This window comes from Pseudomonas crudilactis, assembly GCF_013433315.1.
GTDB lineage: Bacteria > Pseudomonadota > Gammaproteobacteria > Pseudomonadales > Pseudomonadaceae > Aquipseudomonas > Aquipseudomonas crudilactis.
The window spans coordinates 176,815-201,515 of sequence record NZ_WXVV01000008.1; the positions used below are offsets into that span (position 1 = coordinate 176,815).

Here is a 24,701-nt window from a genome sequence, read left to right on the forward strand (position 1 = left end):
ATGCCGCTGGCCGGGCTGATTTGAGTAGCCGCAGGCTTTGCTGTTAAATAGGCAGTGTGTCGCCATGCCCCATTTTTCGGGGTGTTGCGCATAGGCTGATGCCGTGAACGTGTCCACCGCCTCTTATTTTGTTCCGAAGCGAACCGTGCGCCTTCAGCTCTTCCTTGTGAGCCGTCATAAACGTGAGCCAATCAAAATGTTGAAAATCGTCCACCTGCTAATGGGCGCAGCGGCATTGCTGCTGTCGTTCATACCCAGCTTGAAATCCGAAGCCGTTCCCTACCTGCAACAACCCGATGCACTTTACCTGGCCTTTTTCGGCCTGCTGAACCTGGTCATCGCTCCAGTAATTCCTTACTGGAACAAAGGCCCGCGTCAGCATCTGCAAAATCTGGTCAGCGCTCTTCTGGTGCTGACCGTCGTCCTGCAAACCTTGACCCTGATCGCCCCGATGCCCGTCATCGCCGGCCAGCCAGCCGTGCTGTTCACCCTGGTGATCGCGCTGGTTGCCGTGGTCTTGCACCTGGCGGTGAGCTTCTATCGTTCTTTACCTGCTGCCGCTCCAACCAGCTATGACATGACCAACCGTGATACCGGTACCGTCAAGTGGTTCAACACCTCCAAAGGCTTCGGCTTTATCTCCCGGGATTCCGGTGATGATATTTTCGTGCACTTCCGTGCCATCCGTGGCGAAGGCCACCGCGTACTGGTCGAAGGCCAGCGCGTGGAATTCTCGGTGATGAACCGGGACAAAGGCCTGCAAGCCGAGGACGTGATCGCCGCCTTGCCGCGTCGCTGATCCAAGGCAATAAAAAACCGCGTGCAGCCTGGCTGTACGCGGTTTTTTTATGTCTTCACTTTCTATTCAAGCAAATGGCTCACTCAATAGTGCGGCGGTGGCGCTTCTTCTTCGAACGATTCGAACTGCCCGACCATCTCTTCCTGACGCTTGAGCAGTGCCGCCATCTGCAATTGCAGGCGATCAACCACACGCTGCTGCGCGACCAGCACGTCGTTCAACGACTGGATGGTGTCATCCTGAAACGCCAGACGGCTTTCCAGATCGGTAACGCGTTGTTCCAGGCTCATGCTTCAGCCCTCCAGAAACGTGAAGTCTTCGGTCAGCACCAGACGCAAGCGTTCGCGAATGGCCGTCACTTGCTCGGCGCTATAAGGCTTGGCCGGGTGTTTGCCCCAGACCGGCGCCGGCCAGGCGGCGTCATCGCGTTTGCGCACAATCACGTGCATGTGCAATTGGCTGACGACGTTACCCAGCGTCGCCACGTTCATTTTGTCCGCATCCAGCAAATCCTTGAGCAACTCGGCCAGCGCGGTGGTTTCCAGCCATAACTGCTGTTGATCGGCGACATCCAACTGAAACAACTCGCTGATATCGTCGCGACGAGGCACCAGGATGAACCACGGATAGTTGCTGTCATTGGACAGCAACAGTCGGCAGAGCGGGAAGTCACCGAGGGTCAGCGTGTCCTGTTGAAGTCGTGAATCTAAAGCAAACACTACGCGCACTCCGGCTGATCGACATTTTGAGCTTAGCGGCCATCCCGCAGGACGCAGCACCAAGCGACAGACCGGCAGCATACCTGCGATTGCGCCAGCCTTCACGACAGCTGTGCCCTCTTGTCATTCGCCGCACGCCCCGACATGGGACATATACCGACACGTTGCACCAGCAAAGAACCGGGAACGGCAATAAACACACGCAAATGACCGAAAACCCCTGATGCGCTCAAGGTCGCCCACTCACCAAGCTGTGTGATTACAGGACAGCGTGTGTGTTTTTTTGCACCAAAACCGCACAGTGCGTCTACGCTCATGCGTCGAAGCATCCGCCGAATACTCACTCACGGGGTGAACCGGTAACGTTTTTCGCTGTCGCGGGCAGCGGACGCCGTGGCAACACCAATGCAGGAATGGCGTCAAGCCCTTGTAAAAATAGGCTTTGCGCCCCGTATTCATGAGGTTTTTACAGGTAACACGCGCTGTTCAGAAAAATAACCGCACTGACTTTGCGGTTTGTGCACGCTTGTTGCATTCGCACACATATGGACTATAAGCGCACCACACGATGTGGATGCCTCAAGCCCAACAAAAACAGTGGCAGGGTTGCCCGATGGAGATTCAAGTGTTTTGCCAGGGACTCTTTTTTAGCGATGCGAACGGCTAAGAAAACAGCGAAAAAGTTGTAGGCCCGATTGCATCGGTACTGTGAATTTGCGACATCTACACAACCGTTTGCGACAGCGTCGTAAAGAAGGTGAAAGGTTAGATTCGCAAGTATCGCCAACATTGTCGGCGTGATATAAGTTTGCGCCGACACAAAAAGAAAGAGCCGCCCAGATAATAAAACAGGTGGGACGGCAGTACTCTTCTAAAAACCAAAGGAGCAAATCACGATGCGCGTGATGAAGTGGAGCATGATCGCCCTGGCTGTTGCAGCAGGCACCTCGCAGTTCGCAATGGCGTCTTCCCAGGACGAGTCCAAAGGTTTCTTTGGAGACCAGAGCCTGAAACTGAAGACCCGTTTTGAATACATGAACCGTGACTTTAAAAACGGTGCAGGCAACGGCACTTCCGGTACTGCTGGTTATCGCCAGGATTCCGGTCTCAGCCAACTGCTGACTTACGAATCGGGCTTCACTCAAGGCACCGTTGGCTTCGGTCTCGACGCCATGGCAATGGGTTCGGTCAAACTGGACGGCGGCTCGGGCCACCGCGGTAACGGCCTGTTCGCCAACGACAGCGATGGCAACCCGGAAAAATCCCAGGGCAAAATCGGCGGCGCAGTCAAATTCCGCGTATCCGACACCGTTCTGAAATACGGCCAGCAATTCGTTGCCAGCCCGGTATTCGCCACCGACGACAGCCGTCTGCTGCCAGAAGTCGCCACCGGTACCCTGATCACTTCCAAAGAGATCAAAGGTCTGGAACTGAGCGCAGGTCGCTTCACGTCCCTGAGCAAACAAACCGGTATGGGCCGTGACAGCATCGGCGGTCTGCCTGATGAGAACGGCAATGGCGGCAAAGGCCTGACCAACATCAACATCTTCGGCGCCAGCTACTCGTTCACCGATAACTTCACTGGTGCCTTGGCTGCTTCCGACGCTGACGACTACTTCAAGAAGTACTACGTCAACCTGAACTACACCTTGCCAATCAACGACGAGCAGTCGCTGAACTTCGACTTCAACGGCTACCACACCAAAGGCGAAAGCCGCGGTGACCTGGTTGACGCGATCGGCGACGGCACCACTGGTGTGGACAACAACCTGTGGTCCCTGGCCGCTGCTTACAGCATCGGTGCCCACAAGTTCACCCTCGCTCACCAGCGCTCCAGCGGCGACAACGCTTACTACTATGGCGTTGACGGTAACAGCACCATCTTCGTTGCCAACTCCATTCAGATCTCCGACTTCGTGGGCCGCGACGAGCGTTCCTGGCAGGCTCGCTACGACCTGAACATGAAAACCTACGGCGTACCTGGCCTGAGCTTCATGACCCGTTACGTGATGGGTGACCACATCACCACCAACGGTCTGGGTGAAGGCAAGGAAAACGAGTGGAACGCCGAGTCCAAGTACGTGATCCAGGAAGGCCCGGCCAAAGACCTGTCGTTCCGTCTGCGTTATGCCATGTACCGCTCCAACGGCGCGTACAGCGGCTACTCGTCTGACAACAACGACACCCGTCTGATCGTTGAGTACCCACTGAACATCCTTTAATAGAGATGCGCAGCTGACGTACTGTAGAGCCATGCTCTAACAAGAACCGCTCACCTGATTCAGGTGAGCGGTTTTTTTATGCCTGCACTTATTGCATCCCTGCAACAAAGATTAGCCAGCTATCTATTAGCTGGCGAACTTTCACGACAGGCATAAAAAAACCCAAGAGCATGAATGACTCTTGGGTTCTTATTGATTAACTGACTGCAAAGCCAGGTATCAAGGTTGTTACTGTGCTGCTGTTTCCTGAACTACGCGAATCGTCCGCTGCGGAAAAGGAATATCAATACCGGCGGTTTTTAAACGATCACGCGACTGCTCGTTAAACATGAACATCACGTCCCAGTAGTCTGCAGTTTTAACCCACACACGCAGGGAAACTGTGATCGCACTGTCACCCAGCGTCGAAATCACCGCCTGCGGTGCCGGGTCTTTCAGAATACGCTCGTCGTTGGCCAGATCCAGCAGCACTTGACGGGCCTTTTGCAGATCGGCTTCATAATCGACGCCCACATCAAACACAACCTTACGGGTCGGCTGACGGTTGGTGTTGGTGATGATGCCGTTCGACAGGTTGCCGTTAGGCATGATGATGGTCTTGTTATCCCCAGTACGCAGCACGGTATGGAAAATCTGGATACTGTCGACCGTGCCCGCTACGCCTTGCGCTTCGATCCAGTCACCAATACGGAACGGACGAAACAGCAGAATCAGCACGCCGCCAGCGAAGTTCGCCAGGCTGCCCTGCAAGGCCAGACCGATCGCCAGACCGGCAGCACCGATCGCAGCAACAAACGAAGTGGTTTCAACACCGATCATCGAAGCGACGCTGACAATCAGCAGCACCTTGAGAATGATGTTCGCCAGGCTGCTGATAAAACCTTGCAGCGCCAGATCGGCATTACGCAGGGCCAGCAGACCGCCGAGTTTCTGCGTGACCTTGTTGATCAGCCACCAGCCGATGGCCAAGGTAATCACTGCCAGCAGCACGCGGCTGCCGTATTCCATGATCATCGGGATCCACGCCTGGGATGCCTTGACCAGGTTGTCCACCTCAGCATTCAAATCCATGTTCTATCTCCTGATTTCCGGCCATTGGGCACGCGAAAAATAAGCGGCAGAAACCCGCCGGGTGTACACAAAACAATGTGGGAGCGAGCCTGCTCGCGAAGGCGCCGTGTCATTCAGCAATGAGTTGACTGACACACCGCCTTCGCGAGCAGGCTCGCTCCCACAGGTCATCTGACCGAGCTTAGTCGCGGAAGTTGTTGAACTGCAGGGGCATGCCGAATTCCTTGGCCCGCAGTGCCGCGATGGCCTCTTGCAGGTCATCACGCTTCTTGCCGGTCACGCGCACTTGCTCGCCTTGAATGGCGGCCTGCACCTTGAGCTTGGCATCCTTGATGTGGCCGACGATTTTCTTCGCCAGTTCTTTGTCGATGCCTTCCTTGAGGATCGCGTCCTGCTTCATCAGTTTGCCCGATGCATAAGCGTCCTTGACCTCAAGGCACTGTACGTCGATCTTGCGCTTGACCAGCGCCAGCTTGAGGATTTCGATCATCGCTTCCAGCTGGAACCCGGCTTCAGCGGTCAGGCTGACGGTGAGGTCTTTTTCCTTGAACTCGAAGCTGCCTTTGCCTTTCAGGTCATAACGACGATCGAGTTCCTTCACGGCGTTCTCGACCGCGTTGGTGAGTTCGTGTTTGTCCAGTTCGGATACCACGTCGAACGACGGCATGTAATCTCTCCAATAAAAAGGCGCGCTCGATGTGGATGGAGCGCGCTTGGCTTGCGGTTAAAATCGGGCTCATTATAACGGGTCTTTTCCCACCGACACGGCGAGCCGCACATGCCTGTACGCAATCGAGTAAAAAACTGATGTCCACCCCCTGGCATGTTCTCGGCGCCGGCAGTCTCGGCACGCTGTGGGCTACACGTCTGGCTCGTGCCGGTCTGCCGGTCAGGCTGATCGTGCGCGATGCCGAACGCTTGCAAAGCTATCAGGCTGCGGGCGGCTTGACGCTGGTGGAGCACGGTGTGGCGAGCACCTATGCGGTTCCCGGCGAAACACCCGATAGTCCCGAGCCAATCCGCCGTTTGCTGGTGGCCTGCAAAGCCTACGACGCCGAAAGCGCCGTCGCCCGCCTCGCCCCACGGCTGACGGCGGACGCCGAACTGATCCTCCTGCAAAACGGCCTCGGCAGTCAGGACGCCGTGGCCAACCGTGTGCCGCTGGCACGCTGCATCAGCGCTTCAAGTACCGAGGGCGCCTTTCGCGATGGCGCCTGGCGTGTGGTGTTCGCCGGCCACGGCTTCACTTGGCTGGGCGACGCTGGGCATCCGGTCGCGCCGATCTGGCTGGACGATCTGGAGGCGGCGAAAATCCCCCATGAATGGAGTACCGATATCCTCACGCGCTTGTGGCGCAAACTGGCACTCAACTGTGCGATCAATCCGTTGACCGTGCTGCACAATTGCCGCAACGGTGGTTTGCAGGAACACCATTGCGAGGTCGCCACCCTGTGCGCCGAACTCGCTGAGTTGCTGGAGCGTTGCGGCCAACCGGCTGCAGCAGAAAACCTGCAACAGGAAGTCGAAAGGGTCATCCATGCCACCGCCGCCAATTACTCATCGATGTATCAGGACGTCGCCAATCAACGCCGTACCGAAATCAGCTATCTATTGGGCCACGCCTGCAAAGTCGCCGTGCGCCACCAGTTGAACCTGCCGCACCTCAAGCAGTTGCAGCAACGACTGATCACGCATCTGCGCAGCCTCGGATTGCCCAGCGACTGAGCAGCGGCTACGCTGGCCACTTGTTCCTCTGCTGTGAAAAACCTGATGCCATTGCGCCAGCGCCTCGAAAACCTGCCGGTCGGCCAGAAACTGCTGGCCGCCCTGCTGGTGCTGTTGACCACCGTTCTGCTGGTCGCCAACCTGACCTTTATCAGTGCCGCCTACTACATTTCCCAGGAAAGCATGGCGCCGCAGGCGTTGCAGACCATCGGCCGGCTGATTTCCAACCCCAGCCTGGTCAGCGAAGCCCTGCAATCACCGCAGAGCGCCGAGCGCCTGCTCAAAGAACTCGACAGCTATTCACCACTGCGCGCCGCCGCCCTGTATGACGGCAAGGGCGAACGCCTGGCGCAAGTGCAGCGCGGCGACAAACTGAATCTGCCGGAGCGCTATCGGCACATCGAAGCGTGGCAACTGACCGAATTTCGCAGCAACCAGTTGATCACCCTGCCCCGCCCCGGCACTGCGCCGGGCCACTTGTTGCTGGTGGCCAGCAGCGAACTGCCGATGGCGTTCTACACCGGCACCCTGACCGCGAGCCTTGGCATTCTGATTTTCAGCGTGCTGTTGTGGCTGGTGATTGCCCGTCAGATCAAACGCCTGATCACCCGGCCGATTCATCAGCTCGAGGAGTTGTCCCGTCAGGTGACCCGCGAAGAGAACTACGCCCTGCGCGCCTCACGCGGCAATCATGACGAAATCGGCAGTCTCGCCGAGGCGTTCAACACCATGCTGTCGCGCATCGAAGCCCGCGAGCAGCAACTCAAGCGCGCCCGCGACGATTCGCAAGCCGCTTACGATCAGGCGCAGGGTCTGGCGGAAGAAACCCGCCACACCAACCGCAAGCTGGAACTGGAAGTCCAGGTGCGCAGCAAGATCGAAAAGAAGCTCACCGGTTTCCAGAACTACCTCAACAGCATCATCGACTCGATGCCCTCGGCGCTGATCGCCCTCGACGAACAGCTTTACGTCACCCAATGGAACCAGGAGGCCAGCGCCCTTTCCGGCACTCGGCTGGACGAGGCGCTGAACCAGCCGATCTTTCTCGCCTTCGAACCGCTCAAGCCGTTTCTGCCGCAACTCAAGCAGACCGTCGAACAGCACACTGTGGCGAAAATCGAGCGAGTGACGTGGTTCAAGGACGATGAACCGAAGCATTACGCGCTGACGTTCTACCCGTTGATGGGCGGCGCCGGGCGTGGCGTGGTGATCCGTATCGACGACATCACCCAGCGTCTGTCGCTGGAAGAAATGATGGTGCAGTCGGAAAAAATGCTTTCGGTCGGTGGTCTCGCCGCCGGCATGGCCCATGAAATCAATAACCCGCTGGGCGCGATCCTGCACAACGTGCAGAACATTCGCCGACGCCTGTCCGCCGATCTGCCGAAGAACCTCGAAACCGCCGAGCAACTGGGCATTGAACTGGACACGGTAAACCGCTATCTGCAGGGCCGCGAAGTACCGCAACTGCTCGACGGCATCCAACAGGCCGGCGCCCGCGCGGCGAAAATCGTCACGCACATGCTCAGCTTCAGCCGTCGCAGCACCCGACAAATGGCGCCGTGCGACTTACCGGCATTGATCGATCAAGCAGTGGAAATCGCTGGCAACGACTTTGATCTGGCCATCGGCTTCGACTTCAAGGGCCAGGCGATCATCCGTCAGTTCGACCCGGCGCTCGGTCCGGTGCCGGGCACCGCCAATGAACTTGAGCAAGTGCTGCTCAACCTGTTGAAAAACGCCGCGCAGGCCATCCATCAGCGTGAAGACGACAGCGAACCGGGACGGATCATCCTGCGCACCAAGCTCAATCCACCGTGGGCCGAAATCCAGGTCGAGGACAACGGCATCGGCATGAGCGAGAACGTGCGCAAACGCACCTTCGAGCCGTTCTTCACCACCAAGGAAATCGGTCAGGGCACCGGCCTTGGCTTGTCGGTGTCGTACTTCATCATCACCAATAATCACAAAGGACAGATGGAGGTGCAGTCGGCACCGGGCCAAGGCACCTGTTTCACCTTGCGCCTGCCGTTGACGCAACCGCTGCCTATCGCTGCCGAAACCAATCAATTATCGAGGTAACCCATGGGCTTTCGCCTGTCGAAAATCTACACCCGCACCGGTGACAAAGGCGAAACCGGCCTGGGCGATGGCCGCCGCGTGCCCAAGGATCACCCGCGCATCGAGGCAATCGGCGAGGTCGATACGCTGAACAGTCAGGTCGGCGTGTTGCTGGCCGGGTTGCTGGCCGAGCGTGACACGTATCCCGGACTAAATGAACTGATCGAGGTGTTGGCACCTTGTCAGCATCGGCTGTTCGATCTGGGTGGCGAGTTAGCGATGCCGGAGTATCAGGCATTGAACGCGGCAGAAATCGAACGGCTGGAAACTGCGATCGATCTGTGGAATGAAGAGCTGGGGCCGCTGGAGAATTTCATTCTTCCGGGCGGGTCGATGCTGATTGCGCAGGCGCATGTGTGCCGGAGTCTGGCGAGGAGTGCCGAGCGGCGCTGTCAGCATTTGAATGCGCTGGAGCCGTTGGCCGGGGTTGGGCTGGCGTATATCAATCGGTTGTCGGATTTGCTGTTTGTCGCGGCGCGGTTGATTGCGCGGCGGCAGGGGATTGCGGAGATTCTTTGGCAACCGGCGGTAAAACCTGCAGAAAAGTAGCGCCTCACAGGCCGCCTTCGCGAGCAAGCTCGCTCCCACAGTTGATTGGGTTCATCCAGTTGGAATGCAGTCAAATGTGGGAGCGAGCTTGCTCGCGAAGAGGCCAGCAGCCTTTACAGAGAATCAGGCCAGAACGCGCGAATCCCCGCGACACCCTGCGCGCCAACGCCCCAAGCCTTCTCGCGCTCAGCCGGACCAACCCCGCCCAACAGAAACACCGGCTTACTAAAGCCTTCGATCAACGTTGAAGCCTGCTCCCAGCCCAACGGCTGGGCATCCGGGTGCGTCAAAGTCGGCTGCACCGGCGACAGCGTGACGAAATCCACGCCCATCTGCTCGGCGAGCGCCAGTTCTTCAACGTTGTGGCACGACGCCGCCAACCAGCGCTCCGCCGGTAACGGCCGCCCCGCCGCCGCGTATTTGCGCAGCTGTGCAGAGGTGATGTGCCAGCCGGCAGACGGGAAATCGCCGAGCCACTCGAACGGCCCCTTGATCATCAACTGCGCCTTCCCGGCACACAGCCCGGCCGCATCGACAGCCAGATCGCGATATTTGGGGTCATAGCCGTTCGGCGCGCGCAACTGGATCAGTTTGATCCCACCGGCAATCGCCTTCTGGATACCGCGCAGTAGAGCCGGGGTTTCCAGATCTTCAGGGGTAATCAGGTACTCCGCCGGCAAACGCGCCGCCGCAACGATCGGCTGGTTCGCGGCCGGGAATTCGTAGCTCGCCAGTTCCTTCGCCGAGACCCAGGCCAACGGCTGCCCTTCAGCACCGTGCGGCTCGCCGGTGAATGCCGACACTTCCCAGACATCCAGCAATACCTGCTTGTCCGGGTAGTCGTGACGCACTTTGATCAGCGGGCGGGCTGAGCCAACGACAATGCCCAACTCTTCGTGCAGCTCACGGGCCAGTGCGCCTTCGACCGACTCGTCGGCCTCGACCTTGCCACCGGGAAACTCCCACAGACCACCCTGATGCTGGGTGTCGGCGCGGCGGGCGATGAGGATTTTGCCGCTGCTATCACGAATGACCGCAGCGGCGACGTGTACGCGTTTCACGGAATCAACTCCTCCAGTCCAGCCTTTTGCCATGCTTTGAAGGCGGGCCATTGGTAGACGGTTTCAACATAGGCTTCGTCGGCGGCGGGCAGCTGCACTTGGTAGGTGCGCAAACGCACGGCAATCGGGGCGAAGAAGGCATCGGCAAGACTCACCCGACCGAACAGGTACGGCCCGCTCTCGGTGGCGGCGGCGCGGCATTCAGCCCACAGCGCGAGCATGCGCTCGATGTCGATCTTCACTTCTGGCGGCACCGGGTTCAGCGGTGCGTCATGGTTGAGGTTGAACGGCATGTGATTGCGCATGGCGAAGAAACCGCTGTGCATTTGTGCGCAAGCGGATCGGGCCTGAGCGCGGGCGAAAATGTCGGAGGGCCATAGTTGCTCGGACGGGAACGTCTCGGCGAGGTATTCGGCAATTGCCAGTGAGTCGGCAATGGTGCCGCGCGCCGTTTGCAGCAGCGGGACTTTGGCGGTCGGCGAATGCTTGAGCAGCAGCGCGCGGGTATCGGGCTTGCCGAGTTTGATCAGTTCTTCGCTGTACGGTGCGCCGGTCAGTTCAAGCGCCAGTGCGGCACGCAGGGACCAGGAGGAAAGCAGTTTGTCGCCGATGATCAGGTGCAGGGACATGGGTGTGGCGCCTTTTCGTCAGTGGAGAAACCTGGAGACTTGCATTCTTTGAGCTGCCGCCTTCGCGAGCAGGCTCGCTCCCACATTGGATCGTGTTGTCACAAATCCCCTGTGGGAGCGAGCCTGCTCGCGAAAGAAGCGACCCGGTCTTGGATCAGGTGCGGTATTCGGCGTTGATCTTCACATATTCATGCGACAGGTCGGTGGTCCAGATGGTTTCGCTGCAATCGCCGCGACCCAGTTCGATGCGGATAGTGATCTCTTCCTGCTGCATCACCGCCGAACCCTGGGCTTCAGTGTAGGTCGCCGCACGGGCACCACGGCTGGCAATGCACACTTCGCCGAGGAACACGTCGATCTTGCTTACGTCCAGATCCGGCACGCCGGCACGGCCGACCGCGGCGAGGATACGGCCCCAGTTCGGGTCTGAAGCGAACAGCGCAGTCTTGATCAGCGGCGAATGCGCAACGGTGTAGCCAACGTCCAGGCACTCCTGATGATTGCCGCCACCATTCACTTCAACCGTCACGAACTTGGTTGCGCCTTCGCCGTCACGCACGATGGCCTGGGCCACGTCCATGCACACTTCGAACACCGCTTGCTTCAACTTGGCGAACAACTCGCCTTCGGCGCGGGTGATTTCCGGCAGTGCAGCTTTACCGGTAGCAATCAGCATGCAGCAGTCGTTGGTCGAGGTGTCGCCGTCGATGGTAATGCGGTTGAACGACTTGTTGGCACCGTCGAGCATCAAGTTGTGCAGCACTTCGCGGGAGACTTTGGCGTCAGTGGCGATGTAACCGAGCATGGTCGCCATGTTCGGGCGGATCATGCCCGCGCCTTTGCTGATGCCGGTGACGGTGATGGTCACACCGTCATGCTCGAACTGGCGGCTGGCGCCCTTCGGCAGGGTATCGGTGGTCATGATCCCGGTGGCGGCGGCTTCCCAGTTGTTTTCCGACAGGTCATCCAGTGCGGCTTGCAGCGCGCCTTCGATCTTCTCGACCGGCAGTGGCTCACCAATCACGCCGGTGGAGTACGGCAGGATCTGCTCGGCAGCAACGCCGGTCAGCTCGGCCAACTTTGCGGTGGTGCGTTCAGCAGCGGCCAGGCCCGGCTCGCCAGTGCCGGCGTTGGCATTGCCGGTGTTGGTCAGCAAATAACGCACGGCATTCTGTACACGCTTCTTCGCCAGGATCACCGGCGCGGCGCAAAAGGCGTTCAAGGTGAACACGCCCGCCACGGTCGAGCCTTCGGCGCAGCGCATCACAACGACATCTTTGCGCCCGGGGCGCTTGATGCCGGCCGAGGCGATACCGAGTTCAAAACCGGCAACCGGGTGCAACGTTGGCAAAGGACCAAGACCAACAGCCATGAATGCGCTCCTTACTCAATGATGTCAGCACCGTCACGCGCAGCAACGGTGGTTTAAATGGCAAAACGCCGCGACGGCAGGAGCCGGTCGCGGCGCGGGTATTTCAGCGATTGAAACGGGTTTTACTGGATCTGCCCGTGGCAATGCTTGAATTTCTTGCCCGAACCGCAGTAGCACAGTTCGTTGCGGCCCAGCTTCTGCTCATTGCGAACCGGGGCGGTGGCGAGGGCTACATCAACCTCTTCACCGAGTACTTCCGGTTGCTCCAGACCTGGCGCTTCGGCGTGCTCGAACTGCATGCGGGCGGCCAGTGCTTCGGCTTCCTGACGCAGACGTTGCTCTTCGGCTTCCGGATCTTCGCGGCGCACCTGAACGTGCGACAACACACGGATCGAGTCGCGCTTGATCGAATCCAGCAGCTCGGAGAACAGCGTGAACGACTCGCGCTTGTATTCCTGCTTCGGGTTCTTCTGAGCGTAGCCACGCAGGTGGATACCGTGACGCAGGTGATCCATGGTCGACAGGTGGTCTTTCCACAGGTCGTCCAGCACGCGCAGCACGATTTGTTTCTCGAACGAGCGCAGTGCTTCGGCACCGGCCTGGTCTTCTTTCTCGTTGTACGCCGCCATCAGCTCGGTCATGAGCTTCTCGCGCAGGGTTTCCTCGTACAGATGGTCGTCTTCGTCGAGCCATTGCTGGATCGGTAGTGTCACGCCGAAATCGCTGGCAATCGACGCTTCCAGACCGGCCACGTCCCACTGCTCTGGCAGCGATTGCGGCGGAATGTGTGCGCTGACGGTGGCGTTGAGCACGTCCTGACGGAAGTCAGCGATGGTCTCACCGATGTTGTCAGCGGCCAGCAACGTGTTACGCATGTGATAGATCACTTTACGCTGTTCGTTGTTGACGTCGTCGAACTCGAGCAGTTGCTTGCGAATATCGAAGTTACGGCCTTCAACCTTGCGCTGCGCCTTCTCGATCGCGTTGGTCACCATGCGGTGCTCGATCGCTTCGCCCGGCTGCATGCCCAGGGCTTTCATGAAGTTCTTCACCCGGTCAGAGGCGAAAATGCGCATCAGGCTGTCTTCCAGCGACAGGTAGAAGCGGCTCGAACCGGCGTCACCCTGACGGCCGGCACGACCACGCAGCTGGTTGTCGATACGGCGCGATTCGTGACGCTCGGAGGCAATCACTTGCAGACCGCCGGACTCCAGCACTTGCTGGTGACGCTTCTGCCAGTCGGCCTTGATCTGGGCAATCTGCTCAGGGGTCGGATTTTCCAGCGACGCGACTTCCACTTCCCAGTTACCGCCCAACAGGATGTCGGTACCACGACCGGCCATGTTGGTGGCGATGGTCAGTGCGCCCGGACGACCGGCCTGCGCGATGATCTCGGCTTCTTTTTCGTGGAACTTGGCGTTCAGAACCTTATGTTCGATGCCTTCCTTCACCAGCAATGCGGACATGTGCTCGGAAGTTTCGATGGTCGCAGTACCCACCAGCACCGGACGACCGGCAGCCATGCTTTCCTTGATGTCCGTAACGATCGCCGCGTATTTCTCTTCGGCGGTCAGGAACACCAGGTCGTTGAAGTCTTTACGCGCCAACGGTTTGTTCGGCGGGATGACCATGACTTCCAGACCATAGATCTGGTGGAATTCGAACGCTTCGGTGTCAGCGGTACCGGTCATGCCGGAAAGCTTGGTGTACAGACGGAAGTAGTTCTGGAAGGTAGTCGAGGCCAGGGTCTGGCTCTCAGCCTGGATGTTCAGGCCTTCCTTGGCCTCGATGGCCTGGTGCAGGCCTTCGGACAGGCGGCGACCCGGCATGGTACGGCCGGTGTGCTCATCGACCAGTACGACCTGGCCGTCCTGCACGATGTATTCGATGTTGCGATTGAACAGCTTGTGCGCACGCAGACCGGCATACACGTGGGTCAGCAGGCCCAGGTTATGCGCCGAGTACAGGCTCTCGCCTTCAGCCAGCAGGCCGACGCGGGTGAGCATGTCTTCGATGAACTGGTGACCGGCTTCGTTGAGTTCGACCTGACGGGTCTTCTCGTCAACGGTGTAGTGGCCAGCCTTGGTGACTTCACCTTCGACTTCTTCAACGTGCAGTTCCAGCTGCGGGATCAGTTTATTGATCTCCATGTACAGCTTGGAGCTGTCCTCGGCCTGACCGGAGATGATCAGCGGGGTACGCGCTTCGTCGATGAGAATGGAGTCGACTTCGTCGATCACGGCAAAGTTGAGTTCGCGCTGGAATTTTTCTTCCATGCTGAACGCCATGTTGTCGCGCAGGTAGTCGAAACCGAATTCGTTGTTGGTGCCGTAGGTGATGTCGGCGGCGTAGGCCAGACGTTTCTCTTCCGGCGGCTGGAACGGCGTCACGACGCCGACGGTCAGGCCGAGGAATTCATACAGTGGACGCATCCAGTTGGCGTCGCGACGCGCCAGGTAGTCGTTCACCGTCACAACGTGCACGCCCTTGCCGGACAATGCGTTGAGGTAAACACCCAGGGTCGCTACGAGGGTTTTACCCTCACCGGTGCGCATTTCGGCGATCTTGCCTTCGTGCAAGGTCATGCCACCGACGAGTTGCACGTCGAAGTGGCGCATACCCATGATGCGCTTGCCGGCTTCGCGGGCGACCGCGAAGGCTTCTGGCAACAGCTTGTCGAGGGTTTCCCCTTTGGCGATGCGGGCCTTGAACTCTTCGGTCTTGGCGCGCAATTGATCGTCCGAAAGGGCCACCATTTGCTCTTCGAAGGCATTGACGAGCTGCACCGTCTTGAGCATGCGTTTGACTTCACGCTCGTTCTTGCTTCCAAAAAGTTTCTTTAACAAAGGCGCAAACATATCGGCAGGATCTTCCACACTAAAGGGATGGAGGGCGGCCCCGTGAGCGTCGCCCGTGCAGCCCTCATGGCCGCATGCGAACGAGCATTCTACCCGGAAACGGAAGTGAGGAAAGTGGCGATGTTCCACGATGCTGGCACTGCGCTTTGACGGGGCTCACTTAAAATAGGGGCGTTTTGCTCAACTTCAAGTCATACAAGGCAGAAGTTAGTCGTTGATTTAATGGGTAAAGCGGGGGCAAAAGCAATGGGCGAGTGAATCCACCTCTTTCTGCTACCATGGCGTTTCTGTTACTTCAGGTGTTCGATCATGGCATTTCGCCCTCTTACGGCCAGAGCACCCGCCGTTCTCCTGCGCGAAGCCAAGCCGCTCAAAGCCATCCTCGGCCACGCCCAACGACTGGGTCATCTGCAGCGCCTGCTCGAAAGCCAACTGCAACCCGCCGCCCGTGAACATTGCCATGTAGCGTCGTGGCGTGAGGGCAGTCTGTTGCTGATTGTCACCGATGGCCACTGGGCCACGCGCCTGCGTTACCAGCAAAAACGCTTGCAGCGGCAGTTGCAGATGTTTGACGAGTTCGCCAGTTTGACGCGGATTCTGTTCAAGGTGCAGCCGCCGACCGTTCAACGCGGAGCGGCCGGGCACACAATGGATTTGTCGACGGATGCAGCGGCGACGATTCAGGCCACGGCGGACGGGATCACTGACCCGGGGTTGCGCGCGGCGCTGGAACGACTGGCGGCGCACGCCAAAGCCAAGACCTGACAAATTCCCTGTGGGAGCGAGCTTGCTCGCGAATGCGGACTGTCATTCAACCTATGTGTTGCCTGACACGGCGCCTTCGCGAGCAAGCTCGCTCCCACAGGTTTCAGCGGCGTTTGCTGCCGCCGAGCAGCGACCCCATCAGGCCGCGCACCAGTTGTTTGCCGAGGTTATTGGCAGCCTGACGCATGGCTGACTTCAAGGCCTGCCCTGCTGCCGTACCCAGGAACTCTCCAGCCCTGTCCGCCAGACTCGGCTCTTGCGAAGCCGCTGGCGCTTCAGCCTCAGGCGCCAGCCCTTTACGCCCCATCAGAATTTCATACGCAGACTCACGATCGATCGGCTTGTCATAGCGGCCCTTGAACGGCGATCCGGCAATCAGCATGGTTCGTTCGGTATCGGTCAGCGGCCCGATTCGCGATTGCGGTGGCGCCACGAGTACGCGCTGGACCATCTCCGGCGTGCCTTTCTCCGTCAGCGTCCCCACCAACGCCTCGCCAATCCCCAACTCGGTCAGCACCGACAGGCTGTCAAACGCCGGATTCGGCCGGAAGCCGTCCGCTACCGCGCGCAGGGACTTCTGCTCTTTGGCGGTAAAGGCGCGCAAGCCATGCTGAATGCGCAGGCCGAGCTGCGCCAGCACGTCATCGGGCAAGTCCGCCGGCGACTGCGTGACGAAATACACGCCAACGCCTTTGGAACGGATCAAGCGCACCACTTGCTCCAGCCTTTCCTGCAAGGCCTTGGGCGTATCGCCAAAGAGCAAATGCGCCTCATCGAAAAACAGCGCCAGCAGCGGTTTGTCGGCATCACCGCGCTCCGGCAACTGCTCGAACAGCTCGGCCAGCAGCCACAACAGGAATGTCGCATAGACCTTCGGCGCTTCGTGCACCAGACGACTGGCGTCGAGCAAGTGAATGCGCCCACGACCATCGGCGGTCGGTTGCAGAATGTCTTCGAGTTGCAGTGCCGGTTCGCCAAACAAGGCTTCAGCGCCCTGCTGTTCGAGGATTGCCAAGCGGCGCAACAGTGCCTGACTGGAGCCAGTAGTCATCAGCGCCGCGTCTTCGCCCAACAGCTGCGGGTTTTCCTTGAGGTGATTGAGCAGCGCTTTCAGATCCTTCAGATCCAGCAGTAACAGGCCTTCACGATCGGCGACCTTGAACGCTGCATAAAGCGCCGACTGCTGACTGTCGGTCAGTTCCAGCAGACTGCCGATCAGCAGCGGGCCCATTTCGCTCAGCGTGGTGCGCAACGGATGACCGGACTCGCCGTGGATGTCCCACAAGGTCACCGGATAGGCCTGCGCCTTGTAGTTGAGCCACGGCATCCCGGCAATGCGCTCGGCCACCTTGCCCTGCGGATTGCCGGCGGCACCGAGGCCACACAGATCGCCCTTGATGTCAGCGGCAAACACCGCGACGCCGGCGTCGCTGAACGCCTCGGTCAAACGCTGCAAGGTGACGGTTTTACCGGTACCGGTGGCGCCCGCGACCAGTCCGTGGCGGTTCGCCAGGCGCATGGCCTGAGCAATCTGTTGGCCTGCGAGATCGGCGCCGATTACGAGTTGCGAGGAGTCAGGCATTTTGTCACCCAATGGTTAATCTTTGATTCTGCATGGCCGATAAAGAAGAGTGAGAGACCCGACCACAAGTCAGGCCGGACATTTCCCTAAGGAGAGACGGAAATATCAGCTTGTTTTCACCCTTGCCCATTATGCGCGCTTCTATAAAAGCACGCCCTGGACATTAAGACCTTAGCGGAACCCCAAGCCATGAACAAAAATCTGCGCTTCAGCCATAAAATTTTGCTTGCCGCCGCCCTCATCGTCATCGCCGCCTTCGCCTCGTTTACCTTGTACAACGACTGGCTACAGCGCAATGCGATCCGCGATGACCTGAACAACTATCTCAACGAGATGGGCGAGGTCACCGCCGACAATATCCAGACCTGGCTCAACGGTCGCATTCTGCTGATCGAGAACGCCGCCCAGAACATTTCGATCAACCCCGAGTCTGCCAACGTCGCCAGCCTGCTGGAGCAGAAAGCCCTGACCTCGACGTTCATGGCCACCTATCTGGGCGATGCCACCGGGCACTTCACCATCCGCCCGGACACGAAGATGCCGGACGGTTTCGATCCGCGCGTGCGCCCTTGGTATAAAGGTGCCGAGAGCAGCAGCACCTCGACCCTGACCGAACCGTACATCGACGCCGCCACCGGCCAGTTGATCATCTCCATCGCCACCGCCTCGAAAAAGGCCGGTCAGAGCGTCGGTGTGGTTGGCGGTGATCTGAGCCTGCAATCGCTGGTCGACACCCTCGCCGCCCGGGACTTCGACGGCATGGGTTATGTGTTCCTGGTCAGCGCCGACGGCAAGATCCTCGTCCACCCGGACAAGGCTCTGGTGATGAAATCCCTGAAAGAAGCCTATCCGCAAGACACCCCGCGCATCAGCAGCGACTTCAGCGAAGTCACCGTCGACGGCAAGACCCGCATCGTGACCTTCGCGCCGATCAAAGGCCTGCCGTCGGTGAACTGGTACATCGGTCTGTCGGTGGACAAGGATCAGGCCTTTGCGATGCTCAGCCAGTTCCGCGCCTCTGCGGTCATCGCCACAGTCATCGCAGTCGCGATCATCCTCGCGCTGCTTGGCATGCTGATCCGCATTCTGATCCAGCCGCTGCACGTCATGACTCGCGCCATGGAAGATATTGCCGACGGCGAAGGCGACCTGACCAAACGCCTGACCATCGTTAACAACGATGAATTCGGCGTGCTGGGCACCGCATTCAACCGTTTCGTCGAGCGTATTCACGGTTCGATCCGCGAAGTGTCCTCGGCCACCGGTCAGGTTAACGAAGTCGCCCTGCGCGTGGTCGCGGCGTCGAACTCGTCGATGTACAACTCCGATCAGCAAGCCTCGCGCACCAGCAGTGTGGCCGCAGCGATCAACCAGCTCGGCGCCGCCGCGCAGGAAATCGCCCGTAATGCTGCACAGGCGTCGAATCAGGCCAGCGACGCGCGTAGCCTGGCTGAAGACGGCCAGCAGGTGGTGGATCGCAGCATCAAGGCGATGAATCAACTGTCGAGCATGCTCAGCGCGTCGAGCAGCAATATCGAGTCGCTGAACAGCAAAACCGTGAACATCGGCCAGATTCTTGAAGTGATCACCAGCATTTCCCAGCAAACCAACCTGCTGGCGCTCAACGCAGCGATTGAAGCGGCGCGCGCCGGTGAAGCCGGCCGTGGTTTTGCCGTAGTGGCCGATGAAGTGCGCAATCTGGCGCATCGCACCCAGGAATCGGCGCAGCAAGTGCAGACCATGATCGAGGAGCTGCAGGTCGGCGCCCGTGAATCGGTGAGCACCATGAGCAACAGCCAGCGCCACAGTCAGGACAGCGTCGAGATTGCTAACCTGGCTGGCGAACGCCTGAACAGCGTGACGCAGCGTATCGGCGAGATCGACGGGATGAACCAGTCGGTGGCCACGGCGACCGAGGAACAGACCGCTGTAGTGGAGTCGATCAACGTCGATATCACCGAGATCAATACGCTGAACCAGGAAGGCGTGGAGAACTTGCAGGCGACGTTGCGGGCTTGCTCGGATCTGGAGCAGCAGGCTTCGCGTCTGAAACAACTGGTTGGCAGTTTCCGCATCTAAGATCAAAGGCCTACCCCCTCACCCCAGCCCTCTCCCCCAAGGGGGCGAGGGGGAAAGGGAGCCGATCTTCATGCTGTTCAGAACCTGAGTTCGACTGAAGACTTTCAAGTCGATGTATCAAGCCCAAACGCCTCGATCAGTCCCCTCTCCCTCAAAAGGGCGAAGGGAAAAGGGAGCCGATCTTCATACTGTTCAGAACCTGAGTTCGACTGAAGACTTTCAAGTCGATGTATCAAGCCCAAACGCCTCGATCAGTCCCCTCTCCCCCCGGGAGAGGGTTAGGGTGAGGGCGCTCTTCAAACCCACCGCGCAATCCCGACCGAACATCTATTCTTGATAAAGGTCAACCAAGGGAGAACCACGCAGCGGAGGGTTGATCACCGTGCATATCGCCGACATCACCATGTTCTACGCCCCGGCCAGCGGTGGCGTGCGCACTTATCTGGATGCCAAACACCGCCGGTTGAGCATCAAACCCGGCACTCGCCACAGCCTGTTGATCCCCGGTGCGCATTTCAGCGAACACGACGGTGTTTATACGGTTCCAGCCCCCGCCCTGCCGTTCGGCAAGGGTTATCGTTTCCCCCTTCGCCTCGCCCCTTGGCGCAACGTGCTGCACGATTTGCAGCCGGAGCTGATCGAAGTCGGCGATCCCTACCTGACCGCCTGGGCCGCACTGGATGCGCGGCGGCAGCTGGATGTGCCGGTGATCGGTTTTTATCACTCGGACCTGCCACTGCTGGTAGGTAATCGCATGGGCCATTGGGTCACGCCGAATATCGAGGCGTATGTCACCAGGCTTTACGGCAACTTCGACCGGGTATTGGCGCCCAGTCAGGTCATGGCTGACAAGCTCAGCGGCCTCGGTGTACGCAATGTCTTCGTGCAACCGTTGGGCGTCGATCTGCAGACCTTTCACCCCAATGCCCGCGACCCGCAACTACGCGCAGAACTGGGCATCGCCGAAGAAACCCGGTTGCTGATTTTTGCCGGGCGCGGCTCGAAAGAGAAAAACCTCCCGGTACTGCTCAAATGCATGCAGCGCCTCGGCCCGCGCTATCACTTGCTGCTGGTCGGTTCGTCGATGCCCACCGCCGTGCCGGACAACGTCAGTGTGATCGACGAATTCTGTCCCGCGCCACGCGTCGCGCAGTTGATGGCCAGTGCCGATGCACTGCTCCATGCCGGCGACCAGGAAACCTTCGGCCTGGTGATCCTCGAAGCCATGGCCTGCGGCATTCCCGTGGTGGCGGTGGCGGCCGGGGCGTTCGAAGAGATTGTCACTGAGTCCTGCGGCCTGCTGTGCGCACCGAACAACCCGCAGGCGATGGCCAATGCCGTGCGCGAACTGTTCAATCGCGGCTGTACCAGGCTCGGCGCTCAGGCCCGCCAGCATGTCGAAACTCACTACGCCTGGGACACGGTGGTCGACAGTTTGTTGGGCCACTATCACGCTGTACTTGGACATACGCTGCCCAGGGTGGCCAATGCTTGAATCGACCAATAATCCCGCCGTCTTGCTGGTGCTGCACGATGTGGCTCCGTCGACGTGGGCGGACTACCAACCGTTTGTCGAGGCCGTCGACGCATTGGGCAACGTGCCGATGACGTGGCTGGTCGTACCGGACTTCCACCGGCACAATGCCCTCAACGATCAGCCGGCATTTTGCCGAATGCTCAATACGCGCGTTGCCCGTGGCGATGAGTTGGCGTTGCATGGTTATTTCCACGATGACCAGGAGCCCGGCCCGACGACACCGGGCGACTGGTTCATGCGCCGCGTTTACACCCATGAAGGCGAGTTCTATCGTTTATCCCATGAAGCCGCCCTCGCCCGCCTGCGTGCCGGCATCGAAATCTTCCAGCGCCACGACTGGCCGCTGCACGGTTTCGTTGCCCCGGCGTGGTTGATGAGCGACGGCACCCGCCAGGCCCTGCGCGAGTTACCGCTGCGCTACACCAGTGATCCGCAACATCTTTATCGTTTGCCGGATTTCACCCCCCTCGACGCACCAGGCCTGGTCTGGAGCGCCCGCAGCGCGTGGCGAAGGGGCTTATCGAAGATTGTCAGCGAGCAGCGTCAACAGCGTTGGCGTCAGGCGCCGGTGATTCGTCTAGGCTTGCATCCCGTGGACATGCGCCACGGTTATTCCCGTGACTACTGGCTGCACACCCTCGAACGACTACTGAGTGAAGGACGCGTACCGATGACCAAAATCCACTGGCTCGACCAACAGCGCGGTCAATGGGGACACGCTGCATGAGTCGCGGCATTCTCTTGCTGATCGGCCTGCTCGCGGCGGTGCTGATTCCGGTTGTGCTGGGTGGCGGCGAAACCTGGTCGCGCTTGCAAAGTTTCCCGTTGCACTGGCTGCTGATCATGTTCGGCATGATCCTGCTCTGCTGGGGCATCAATACCTTGCGTCTGCGCTTGTTACTCGGCGATCAGCGCGAGCGTGTCACGCCGCTGCAAAGCCTTGGCGTAGTAATGGCCGCCGAGTTCGCCTATTGCGCCACTCCCGGCGGCAGCGGCGGGCCATTGACAATCATGGCGCTGCTGGCCCGATCGGGCGTGCGTCCGGCGCGGGGCAGCGCGGTGTTTGCCATGGATCAGCTCAGCGATTTGCTGTTCTTTCTCTGCGCCCTCAGCGGGATTCTGATTTATGCGCTGTTCCAGCACCTCAGCGATCGCCTCGAGTGGTTACTGACCGTCAGTGCGATTTCGCTGTTCGGCGGTTTGTTCAGTTGTGTGCTGGTCGCGCGCTATCACCGCACCTTGATTCGCCTGAGCGGTCGCCTATTGGCAAGGATGAACGTCAAGGCCGGTACCCGCCGTCGCTGGGCGCGCAAGTTGCTGCACTTTCTCGCGGCGTTTACCGATACGTTGAAGTTGCCCTGGCAAACATTGATCAAAGTGTTCGCCCTGACCTGCGTGCATTGGTTGTTGCGTTACAGCGTGCTGTATCTGGCGCTGCGCGGCCTGGGCGCAGACTTGCAGTGGGCGTGGAGTTTTCTGGTGCAGATGCTTTCGCTGGGCGCTGGCCAGTTCAGCTTGCTGCCGGGCGGCGCGGGAGCGGCGGAGCTGACCTCGGCGGCACTGTTGGCGCCGATGGTGGGGAAATCCACCGCAGCGGCGGCGATTCTGATCTGGCGAGTGGTGACGTATTACTTTTATCTGCTGGTGGGCGGCCCGGTGTTTCTGTTGATGTTGGGTCGGCCGCTATTGAAGAAGCTGATGAACGTCAGACAGGCTTCTTGACGTCGTCCTGATGCTCTTCCTGGAGTTGTTCCCACAACTCGGCAGCGCCGGGAAACTCGGTGCCATCTTCCGGGCTCATGTCCTCGGGATCATATCGACTCAAACACCCCTCGCCCAAAGTCGCCGGCGCTTTGGAAGTGGCTTTGTCCAGTGGGTCGCTCATGAAGGTTTCCTCGAGGCTTGAATGAACAAGGGTCTGAGCGATTGAACGCCCAGACCCTTGGTTTTTCAAGCCTGCGTGAGTTCGATCAGAACACTACAGTCTTGTTACCGTGCACCAGCACACGGTCTTCGAGGTGATAACGCAAGCCACGAGCCAGCACCATCTTCTCGACATCACGGCCGAAGCGCACCATGTCTTCGATGCTGTCACTGTGGCTGACGCGCACCACGTCCTGCTCGATGATCGGACCGGCGTCCAGCTCTTCGGTCACGTAGTGGCAGGTCGCGCCGATCAGTTTCACACCACGCAGGGAAGCCTGGTGATACGGCTTGGCACCGACGAACGACGGCAGGAAGCTGTGGTGAATGTTGATCACCTTGTGTGCGTATTCACGGCACATGTCTGGCGGCAGAATCTGCATATAACGCGCCAGCACCACCACTTCGGCATCGTGCTGTTTGACCAGACGCGACACTTCGTCGAAGGCCGGTTGCTTGTCCTGCGGATTGACCGGAACGTGGTAGTAAGGAATGCCATGCCACTCGACCATGCTGCGCAGGTCGTCGTGGTTGGAAATCACGCAGGAGATGTCGCAGTCCAGCTCATCGCTGTGCCAGCGGTGCAACAAGTCAGCAAGGCAGTGGGACTCGCGGCTGGCCATCAGCACAACACGTTTTTTCTGCTCGGTGTCGGTGATGCGCCAGTCCATCGAGAACTCTTCGGCGATCGGCGCGAACTTCTCGCGCAGAACTTCAATTCCGAAAGGCAGCGAATCGGCACGAATTTCGTGACGCATGAAGAACCAGCCGACCTGATTGTCCGAGTGGTGGCTCGCTTCGGTGATCCAGCCGTTGTGGGCTGCCAGAAAATTACTGACTTTGGCAACGATGCCAACGCGGTCCGGGCAAGATATCACCAGCCGAAAAGTGCGCATGAGGGGGGAACTCCAGAACTTCGCAAAGGCGGCCATTCTAGCGATTGCGCGGCAAAACTGCAGTACTGATGAGCACCCTCGCGCGCACCGCCTCGACACTCGGATTTCTGACGGCGGCAAACGTCACTCTCGCGGCGCTGCGCGAGTCCTGTTTGATCCTTTGACTGTGAATATCTGTGATGACTGCATCACACTATTTAACTGAACATTCAAATTGCCGGTTTCTTTCGTAACTAATTTAAATAAAAAGTCCGGTTAAATGTTTACTTGATGAAACAGCCTGACTATTATTGCGGCACTGTCCCCTGCCATTCAGCACTCTACTAAGGTAGTAATCATGTCCTTGATCAACGAATATCGCGCCACCGAAGAAGCTATCAAAGAGCTGCAAGCCCGTTTGAAGAACCTGTCCGAAGACGACAAACTGCAAGCCGAGCTGGAATTCGAAGGCAAACTGCGCACCCTGATGGGTGAATATTCCAAATCCCTGCGTGACATCATCGCGCTGCTGGATCCAGAATCGAAAACCAAAGCACCACGCGGTGGCGCAGTAAAAACTACCGGCACCAAGCGTGCTCGCAAAGTTAAACAATACAAAAACCCGCACAACGGCGAAGTCATCGAAACCAAAGGTGGCAACCACAAAACTCTGAAAGAGTGGAAAGCCAAGTGGGGCGGTGATGTGGTTGAAGGCTGGGCTACCCTGCTGGGCTAAGCCGCAGTACCCGTCGCAGACCAATCTGCCACGAAAAGAAACGCCAGCGAATGCTGGCGTTTTTTTTATCCGCGAAAA

22 protein-coding genes and 1 pseudogene are annotated in these 24,701 nt (G+C 59.0%); 12 read left to right on the forward strand and 11 right to left on the reverse strand.

The genetic code is table 11. The features are described from left to right. Positions 1-196 precede the first annotated feature (196 nt). Entirely contained in the window at positions 197-799 is a 603-nt protein-coding gene (locus tag GTU76_RS30260) for a cold-shock protein (RefSeq protein ID WP_180698641.1), read from the forward strand. An 83-nt stretch (positions 800-882) separates the two neighbouring features. On the opposite strand, the gene GTU76_RS11300 is transcribed toward GTU76_RS30260, so the two are convergent. Both GTU76_RS11300 and GTU76_RS11305 read right to left on the reverse strand, forming a co-directional pair. Continuing rightward, a complete protein-coding gene (locus GTU76_RS11300) occupies positions 883-1,089 on the reverse strand; it encodes a SlyX family protein (RefSeq protein WP_008080215.1) in 207 nt (68 codons plus the stop codon). A gap of 3 nt (positions 1,090-1,092) precedes the next feature. After that, positions 1,093-1,518, reverse strand: a complete 426-nt coding sequence (locus GTU76_RS11305) for an HIT domain-containing protein (RefSeq protein ID WP_016983819.1) — start codon at positions 1,516-1,518, stop codon at positions 1,093-1,095. 896 nt (positions 1,519-2,414) lie between these two features. Between GTU76_RS11305 and GTU76_RS11310 the strand changes: the two genes are divergently transcribed. Continuing rightward, a complete protein-coding gene (locus tag GTU76_RS11310) occupies positions 2,415-3,740 on the forward strand; it encodes an OprD family porin (RefSeq protein ID WP_180698642.1) in 1,326 nt (441 codons plus the stop codon). Between the two features lie 228 nt (positions 3,741-3,968). Here the strand turns inward: GTU76_RS11310 and GTU76_RS11315 are convergent, their stop codons facing one another. Continuing rightward, a complete protein-coding gene (locus tag GTU76_RS11315) occupies positions 3,969-4,811 on the reverse strand; it encodes a mechanosensitive ion channel family protein (protein WP_016983189.1) in 843 nt (280 codons plus the stop codon). Positions 4,812-4,992: 181 nt separating this feature from the next. Then, a complete protein-coding gene (locus GTU76_RS11320; RefSeq protein ID WP_008080210.1) occupies positions 4,993-5,478 on the reverse strand; it encodes a YajQ family cyclic di-GMP-binding protein in 486 nt (161 codons plus the stop codon). 140 nt (positions 5,479-5,618) lie between these two features. On the opposite strand from GTU76_RS11320, the gene GTU76_RS11325 reads away from it, so the two are divergent. From GTU76_RS11325 to GTU76_RS11335, 3 genes are read left to right on the forward strand one after another with little or no spacing between them, the layout of a single operon-like run. Then, positions 5,619-6,536 carry a putative 2-dehydropantoate 2-reductase gene (locus GTU76_RS11325; RefSeq protein WP_180698643.1) on the forward strand — a complete coding sequence of 306 codons (918 nt, stop codon included), beginning with the start codon at positions 5,619-5,621 and terminating at the stop codon, positions 6,534-6,536. A gap of 45 nt (positions 6,537-6,581) precedes the next feature. Then, the gene (locus GTU76_RS11330) at positions 6,582-8,618 is read left to right on the forward strand and encodes a sensor histidine kinase (RefSeq protein ID WP_016983191.1); all 2,037 of its coding nucleotides are present in this window, start codon (positions 6,582-6,584) and stop codon (positions 8,616-8,618) included. Positions 8,619-8,621: 3 nt separating this feature from the next. Then, positions 8,622-9,206 carry a cob(I)yrinic acid a,c-diamide adenosyltransferase gene (locus GTU76_RS11335; protein WP_175553375.1) on the forward strand — a complete coding sequence of 195 codons (585 nt, stop codon included), beginning with the start codon at positions 8,622-8,624 and terminating at the stop codon, positions 9,204-9,206. Positions 9,207-9,319: 113 nt separating this feature from the next. On the opposite strand, the gene GTU76_RS11340 is transcribed toward GTU76_RS11335, so the two are convergent. From GTU76_RS11340 to secA, 4 genes are all read right to left on the reverse strand, one after another. Continuing rightward, on the reverse strand, positions 9,320-10,267 hold the full coding sequence (locus GTU76_RS11340; RefSeq protein ID WP_175553374.1) for a Nudix family hydrolase: 948 nt from the start codon (positions 10,265-10,267) through the stop codon (positions 9,320-9,322). Next, entirely contained in the window at positions 10,264-10,896 is a 633-nt protein-coding gene (locus GTU76_RS11345) for a glutathione S-transferase family protein (protein ID WP_175553373.1), read from the reverse strand. Before GTU76_RS11345 ends, GTU76_RS11340 begins: the two co-directional genes overlap by 4 nt. A gap of 154 nt (positions 10,897-11,050) precedes the next feature. Continuing rightward, positions 11,051-12,268, reverse strand: a complete 1,218-nt coding sequence (argJ, locus tag GTU76_RS11350; protein ID WP_180698644.1) for a bifunctional glutamate N-acetyltransferase/amino-acid acetyltransferase ArgJ — start codon at positions 12,266-12,268, stop codon at positions 11,051-11,053. Between the two features lie 122 nt (positions 12,269-12,390). Then, the gene (gene secA, locus GTU76_RS11355) at positions 12,391-15,126 is read right to left on the reverse strand and encodes a preprotein translocase subunit SecA (RefSeq protein ID WP_150730565.1); all 2,736 of its coding nucleotides are present in this window, start codon (positions 15,124-15,126) and stop codon (positions 12,391-12,393) included. Positions 15,127-15,435: 309 nt separating this feature from the next. Here secA and GTU76_RS11360 point away from each other — a divergent pair, with 309 nt between their 5' ends. Continuing rightward, a complete protein-coding gene (locus GTU76_RS11360) occupies positions 15,436-15,891 on the forward strand; it encodes a DUF721 domain-containing protein (RefSeq protein ID WP_038366691.1) in 456 nt (151 codons plus the stop codon). A 103-nt stretch (positions 15,892-15,994) separates the two neighbouring features. Here the strand turns inward: GTU76_RS11360 and GTU76_RS11365 are convergent, their stop codons facing one another. After that, positions 15,995-17,473, reverse strand: coding sequence for a helicase HerA-like domain-containing protein (locus tag GTU76_RS11365; RefSeq protein ID WP_180698645.1), 1,479 nt, complete (start codon positions 17,471-17,473; stop codon positions 15,995-15,997). A gap of 189 nt (positions 17,474-17,662) precedes the next feature. Here GTU76_RS11365 and GTU76_RS30565 point away from each other — a divergent pair. From GTU76_RS30565 to gpgF, 5 genes and pseudogenes are all read left to right on the forward strand, one after another. After that, positions 17,663-18,694, forward strand: a pseudogene (locus GTU76_RS30565) (HAMP domain-containing protein); the annotation flags it as partial. Positions 18,695-18,787: 93 nt separating this feature from the next. Beyond that, positions 18,788-19,552: a methyl-accepting chemotaxis protein gene (locus tag GTU76_RS30570; protein ID WP_425503636.1), complete on the forward strand. Its 765-nt coding sequence runs from the start codon at positions 18,788-18,790 to the stop codon at positions 19,550-19,552. A 382-nt stretch (positions 19,553-19,934) separates the two neighbouring features. Further along, positions 19,935-21,047 carry an N-acetylglucosaminyl phosphatidylglycerol synthase gene (gene gpgS, locus GTU76_RS11375; RefSeq protein WP_175553368.1) on the forward strand — a complete coding sequence of 371 codons (1,113 nt, stop codon included), beginning with the start codon at positions 19,935-19,937 and terminating at the stop codon, positions 21,045-21,047. Next, on the forward strand, positions 21,040-21,816 hold the full coding sequence (gpgD, locus tag GTU76_RS11380) for an N-acetylglucosaminyl phosphatidylglycerol deacetylase (protein WP_180698647.1): 777 nt from the start codon (positions 21,040-21,042) through the stop codon (positions 21,814-21,816). The genes gpgS and gpgD overlap by 8 nt, the downstream gene beginning before the upstream one ends. Next, positions 21,813-22,811, forward strand: a complete 999-nt coding sequence (gene gpgF / locus GTU76_RS11385) for a glucosaminyl phosphatidylglycerol flippase (RefSeq protein ID WP_175553366.1) — start codon at positions 21,813-21,815, stop codon at positions 22,809-22,811. Before gpgD ends, gpgF begins: the two co-directional genes overlap by 4 nt. On the opposite strand, the gene GTU76_RS11390 is transcribed toward gpgF, so the two are convergent. After that, positions 22,795-22,974: a hypothetical protein gene (locus GTU76_RS11390; protein ID WP_180698648.1), complete on the reverse strand. Its 180-nt coding sequence runs from the start codon at positions 22,972-22,974 to the stop codon at positions 22,795-22,797. The genes gpgF and GTU76_RS11390 overlap by 17 nt on opposite strands. A gap of 85 nt (positions 22,975-23,059) precedes the next feature. Further along, positions 23,060-23,908, reverse strand: a complete 849-nt coding sequence (purU, locus tag GTU76_RS11395) for a formyltetrahydrofolate deformylase (protein ID WP_016983125.1) — start codon at positions 23,906-23,908, stop codon at positions 23,060-23,062. 337 nt (positions 23,909-24,245) lie between these two features. Here purU and mvaT point away from each other — a divergent pair, with 337 nt between their 5' ends. Next, a complete protein-coding gene (gene mvaT / locus GTU76_RS11400) occupies positions 24,246-24,623 on the forward strand; it encodes a histone-like nucleoid-structuring protein MvaT (protein WP_016983124.1) in 378 nt (125 codons plus the stop codon). The last annotated feature ends 78 nt before the right edge of the window (positions 24,624-24,701 follow it).

Coding starts and splice junctions, on each gene's coding strand:
- GTU76_RS11300 (WP_008080215.1), bottom strand. CDS start 1,089: ATGAGCCTGGAACAACGCGTTACCGATCTGGAAAGCCGTCTGGCGTTT.
- GTU76_RS11335 (WP_175553375.1), top strand. CDS start 8,622: ATGGGCTTTCGCCTGTCGAAAATCTACACCCGCACCGGTGACAAAGGC.
- GTU76_RS30570 (WP_425503636.1), top strand. CDS start 18,788: ATGTACAACTCCGATCAGCAAGCCTCGCGCACCAGCAGTGTGGCCGCA.
- GTU76_RS11345 (WP_175553373.1), bottom strand. CDS start 10,896: ATGTCCCTGCACCTGATCATCGGCGACAAACTGCTTTCCTCCTGGTCC.
- GTU76_RS11325 (WP_180698643.1), top strand. CDS start 5,619: ATGTCCACCCCCTGGCATGTTCTCGGCGCCGGCAGTCTCGGCACGCTG.
- argJ (WP_180698644.1), bottom strand. CDS start 12,268: ATGGCTGTTGGTCTTGGTCCTTTGCCAACGTTGCACCCGGTTGCCGGT.
- GTU76_RS11315 (WP_016983189.1), bottom strand. CDS start 4,811: ATGGATTTGAATGCTGAGGTGGACAACCTGGTCAAGGCATCCCAGGCG.
- mvaT (WP_016983124.1), top strand. CDS start 24,246: ATGTCCTTGATCAACGAATATCGCGCCACCGAAGAAGCTATCAAAGAG.
- GTU76_RS11320 (WP_008080210.1), bottom strand. CDS start 5,478: ATGCCGTCGTTCGACGTGGTATCCGAACTGGACAAACACGAACTCACC.
- gpgD (WP_180698647.1), top strand. CDS start 21,040: ATGCTTGAATCGACCAATAATCCCGCCGTCTTGCTGGTGCTGCACGAT.
- GTU76_RS11365 (WP_180698645.1), bottom strand. CDS start 17,473: ATGCCTGACTCCTCGCAACTCGTAATCGGCGCCGATCTCGCAGGCCAA.
- purU (WP_016983125.1), bottom strand. CDS start 23,908: ATGCGCACTTTTCGGCTGGTGATATCTTGCCCGGACCGCGTTGGCATC.
- GTU76_RS11310 (WP_180698642.1), top strand. CDS start 2,415: ATGCGCGTGATGAAGTGGAGCATGATCGCCCTGGCTGTTGCAGCAGGC.
- secA (WP_150730565.1), bottom strand. CDS start 15,126: ATGTTTGCGCCTTTGTTAAAGAAACTTTTTGGAAGCAAGAACGAGCGT.
- GTU76_RS30260 (WP_180698641.1), top strand. CDS start 197: ATGTTGAAAATCGTCCACCTGCTAATGGGCGCAGCGGCATTGCTGCTG.
- gpgF (WP_175553366.1), top strand. CDS start 21,813: ATGAGTCGCGGCATTCTCTTGCTGATCGGCCTGCTCGCGGCGGTGCTG.
- GTU76_RS11330 (WP_016983191.1), top strand. CDS start 6,582: ATGCCATTGCGCCAGCGCCTCGAAAACCTGCCGGTCGGCCAGAAACTG.
- GTU76_RS11390 (WP_180698648.1), bottom strand. CDS start 22,974: ATGAGCGACCCACTGGACAAAGCCACTTCCAAAGCGCCGGCGACTTTG.
- GTU76_RS11360 (WP_038366691.1), top strand. CDS start 15,436: ATGGCATTTCGCCCTCTTACGGCCAGAGCACCCGCCGTTCTCCTGCGC.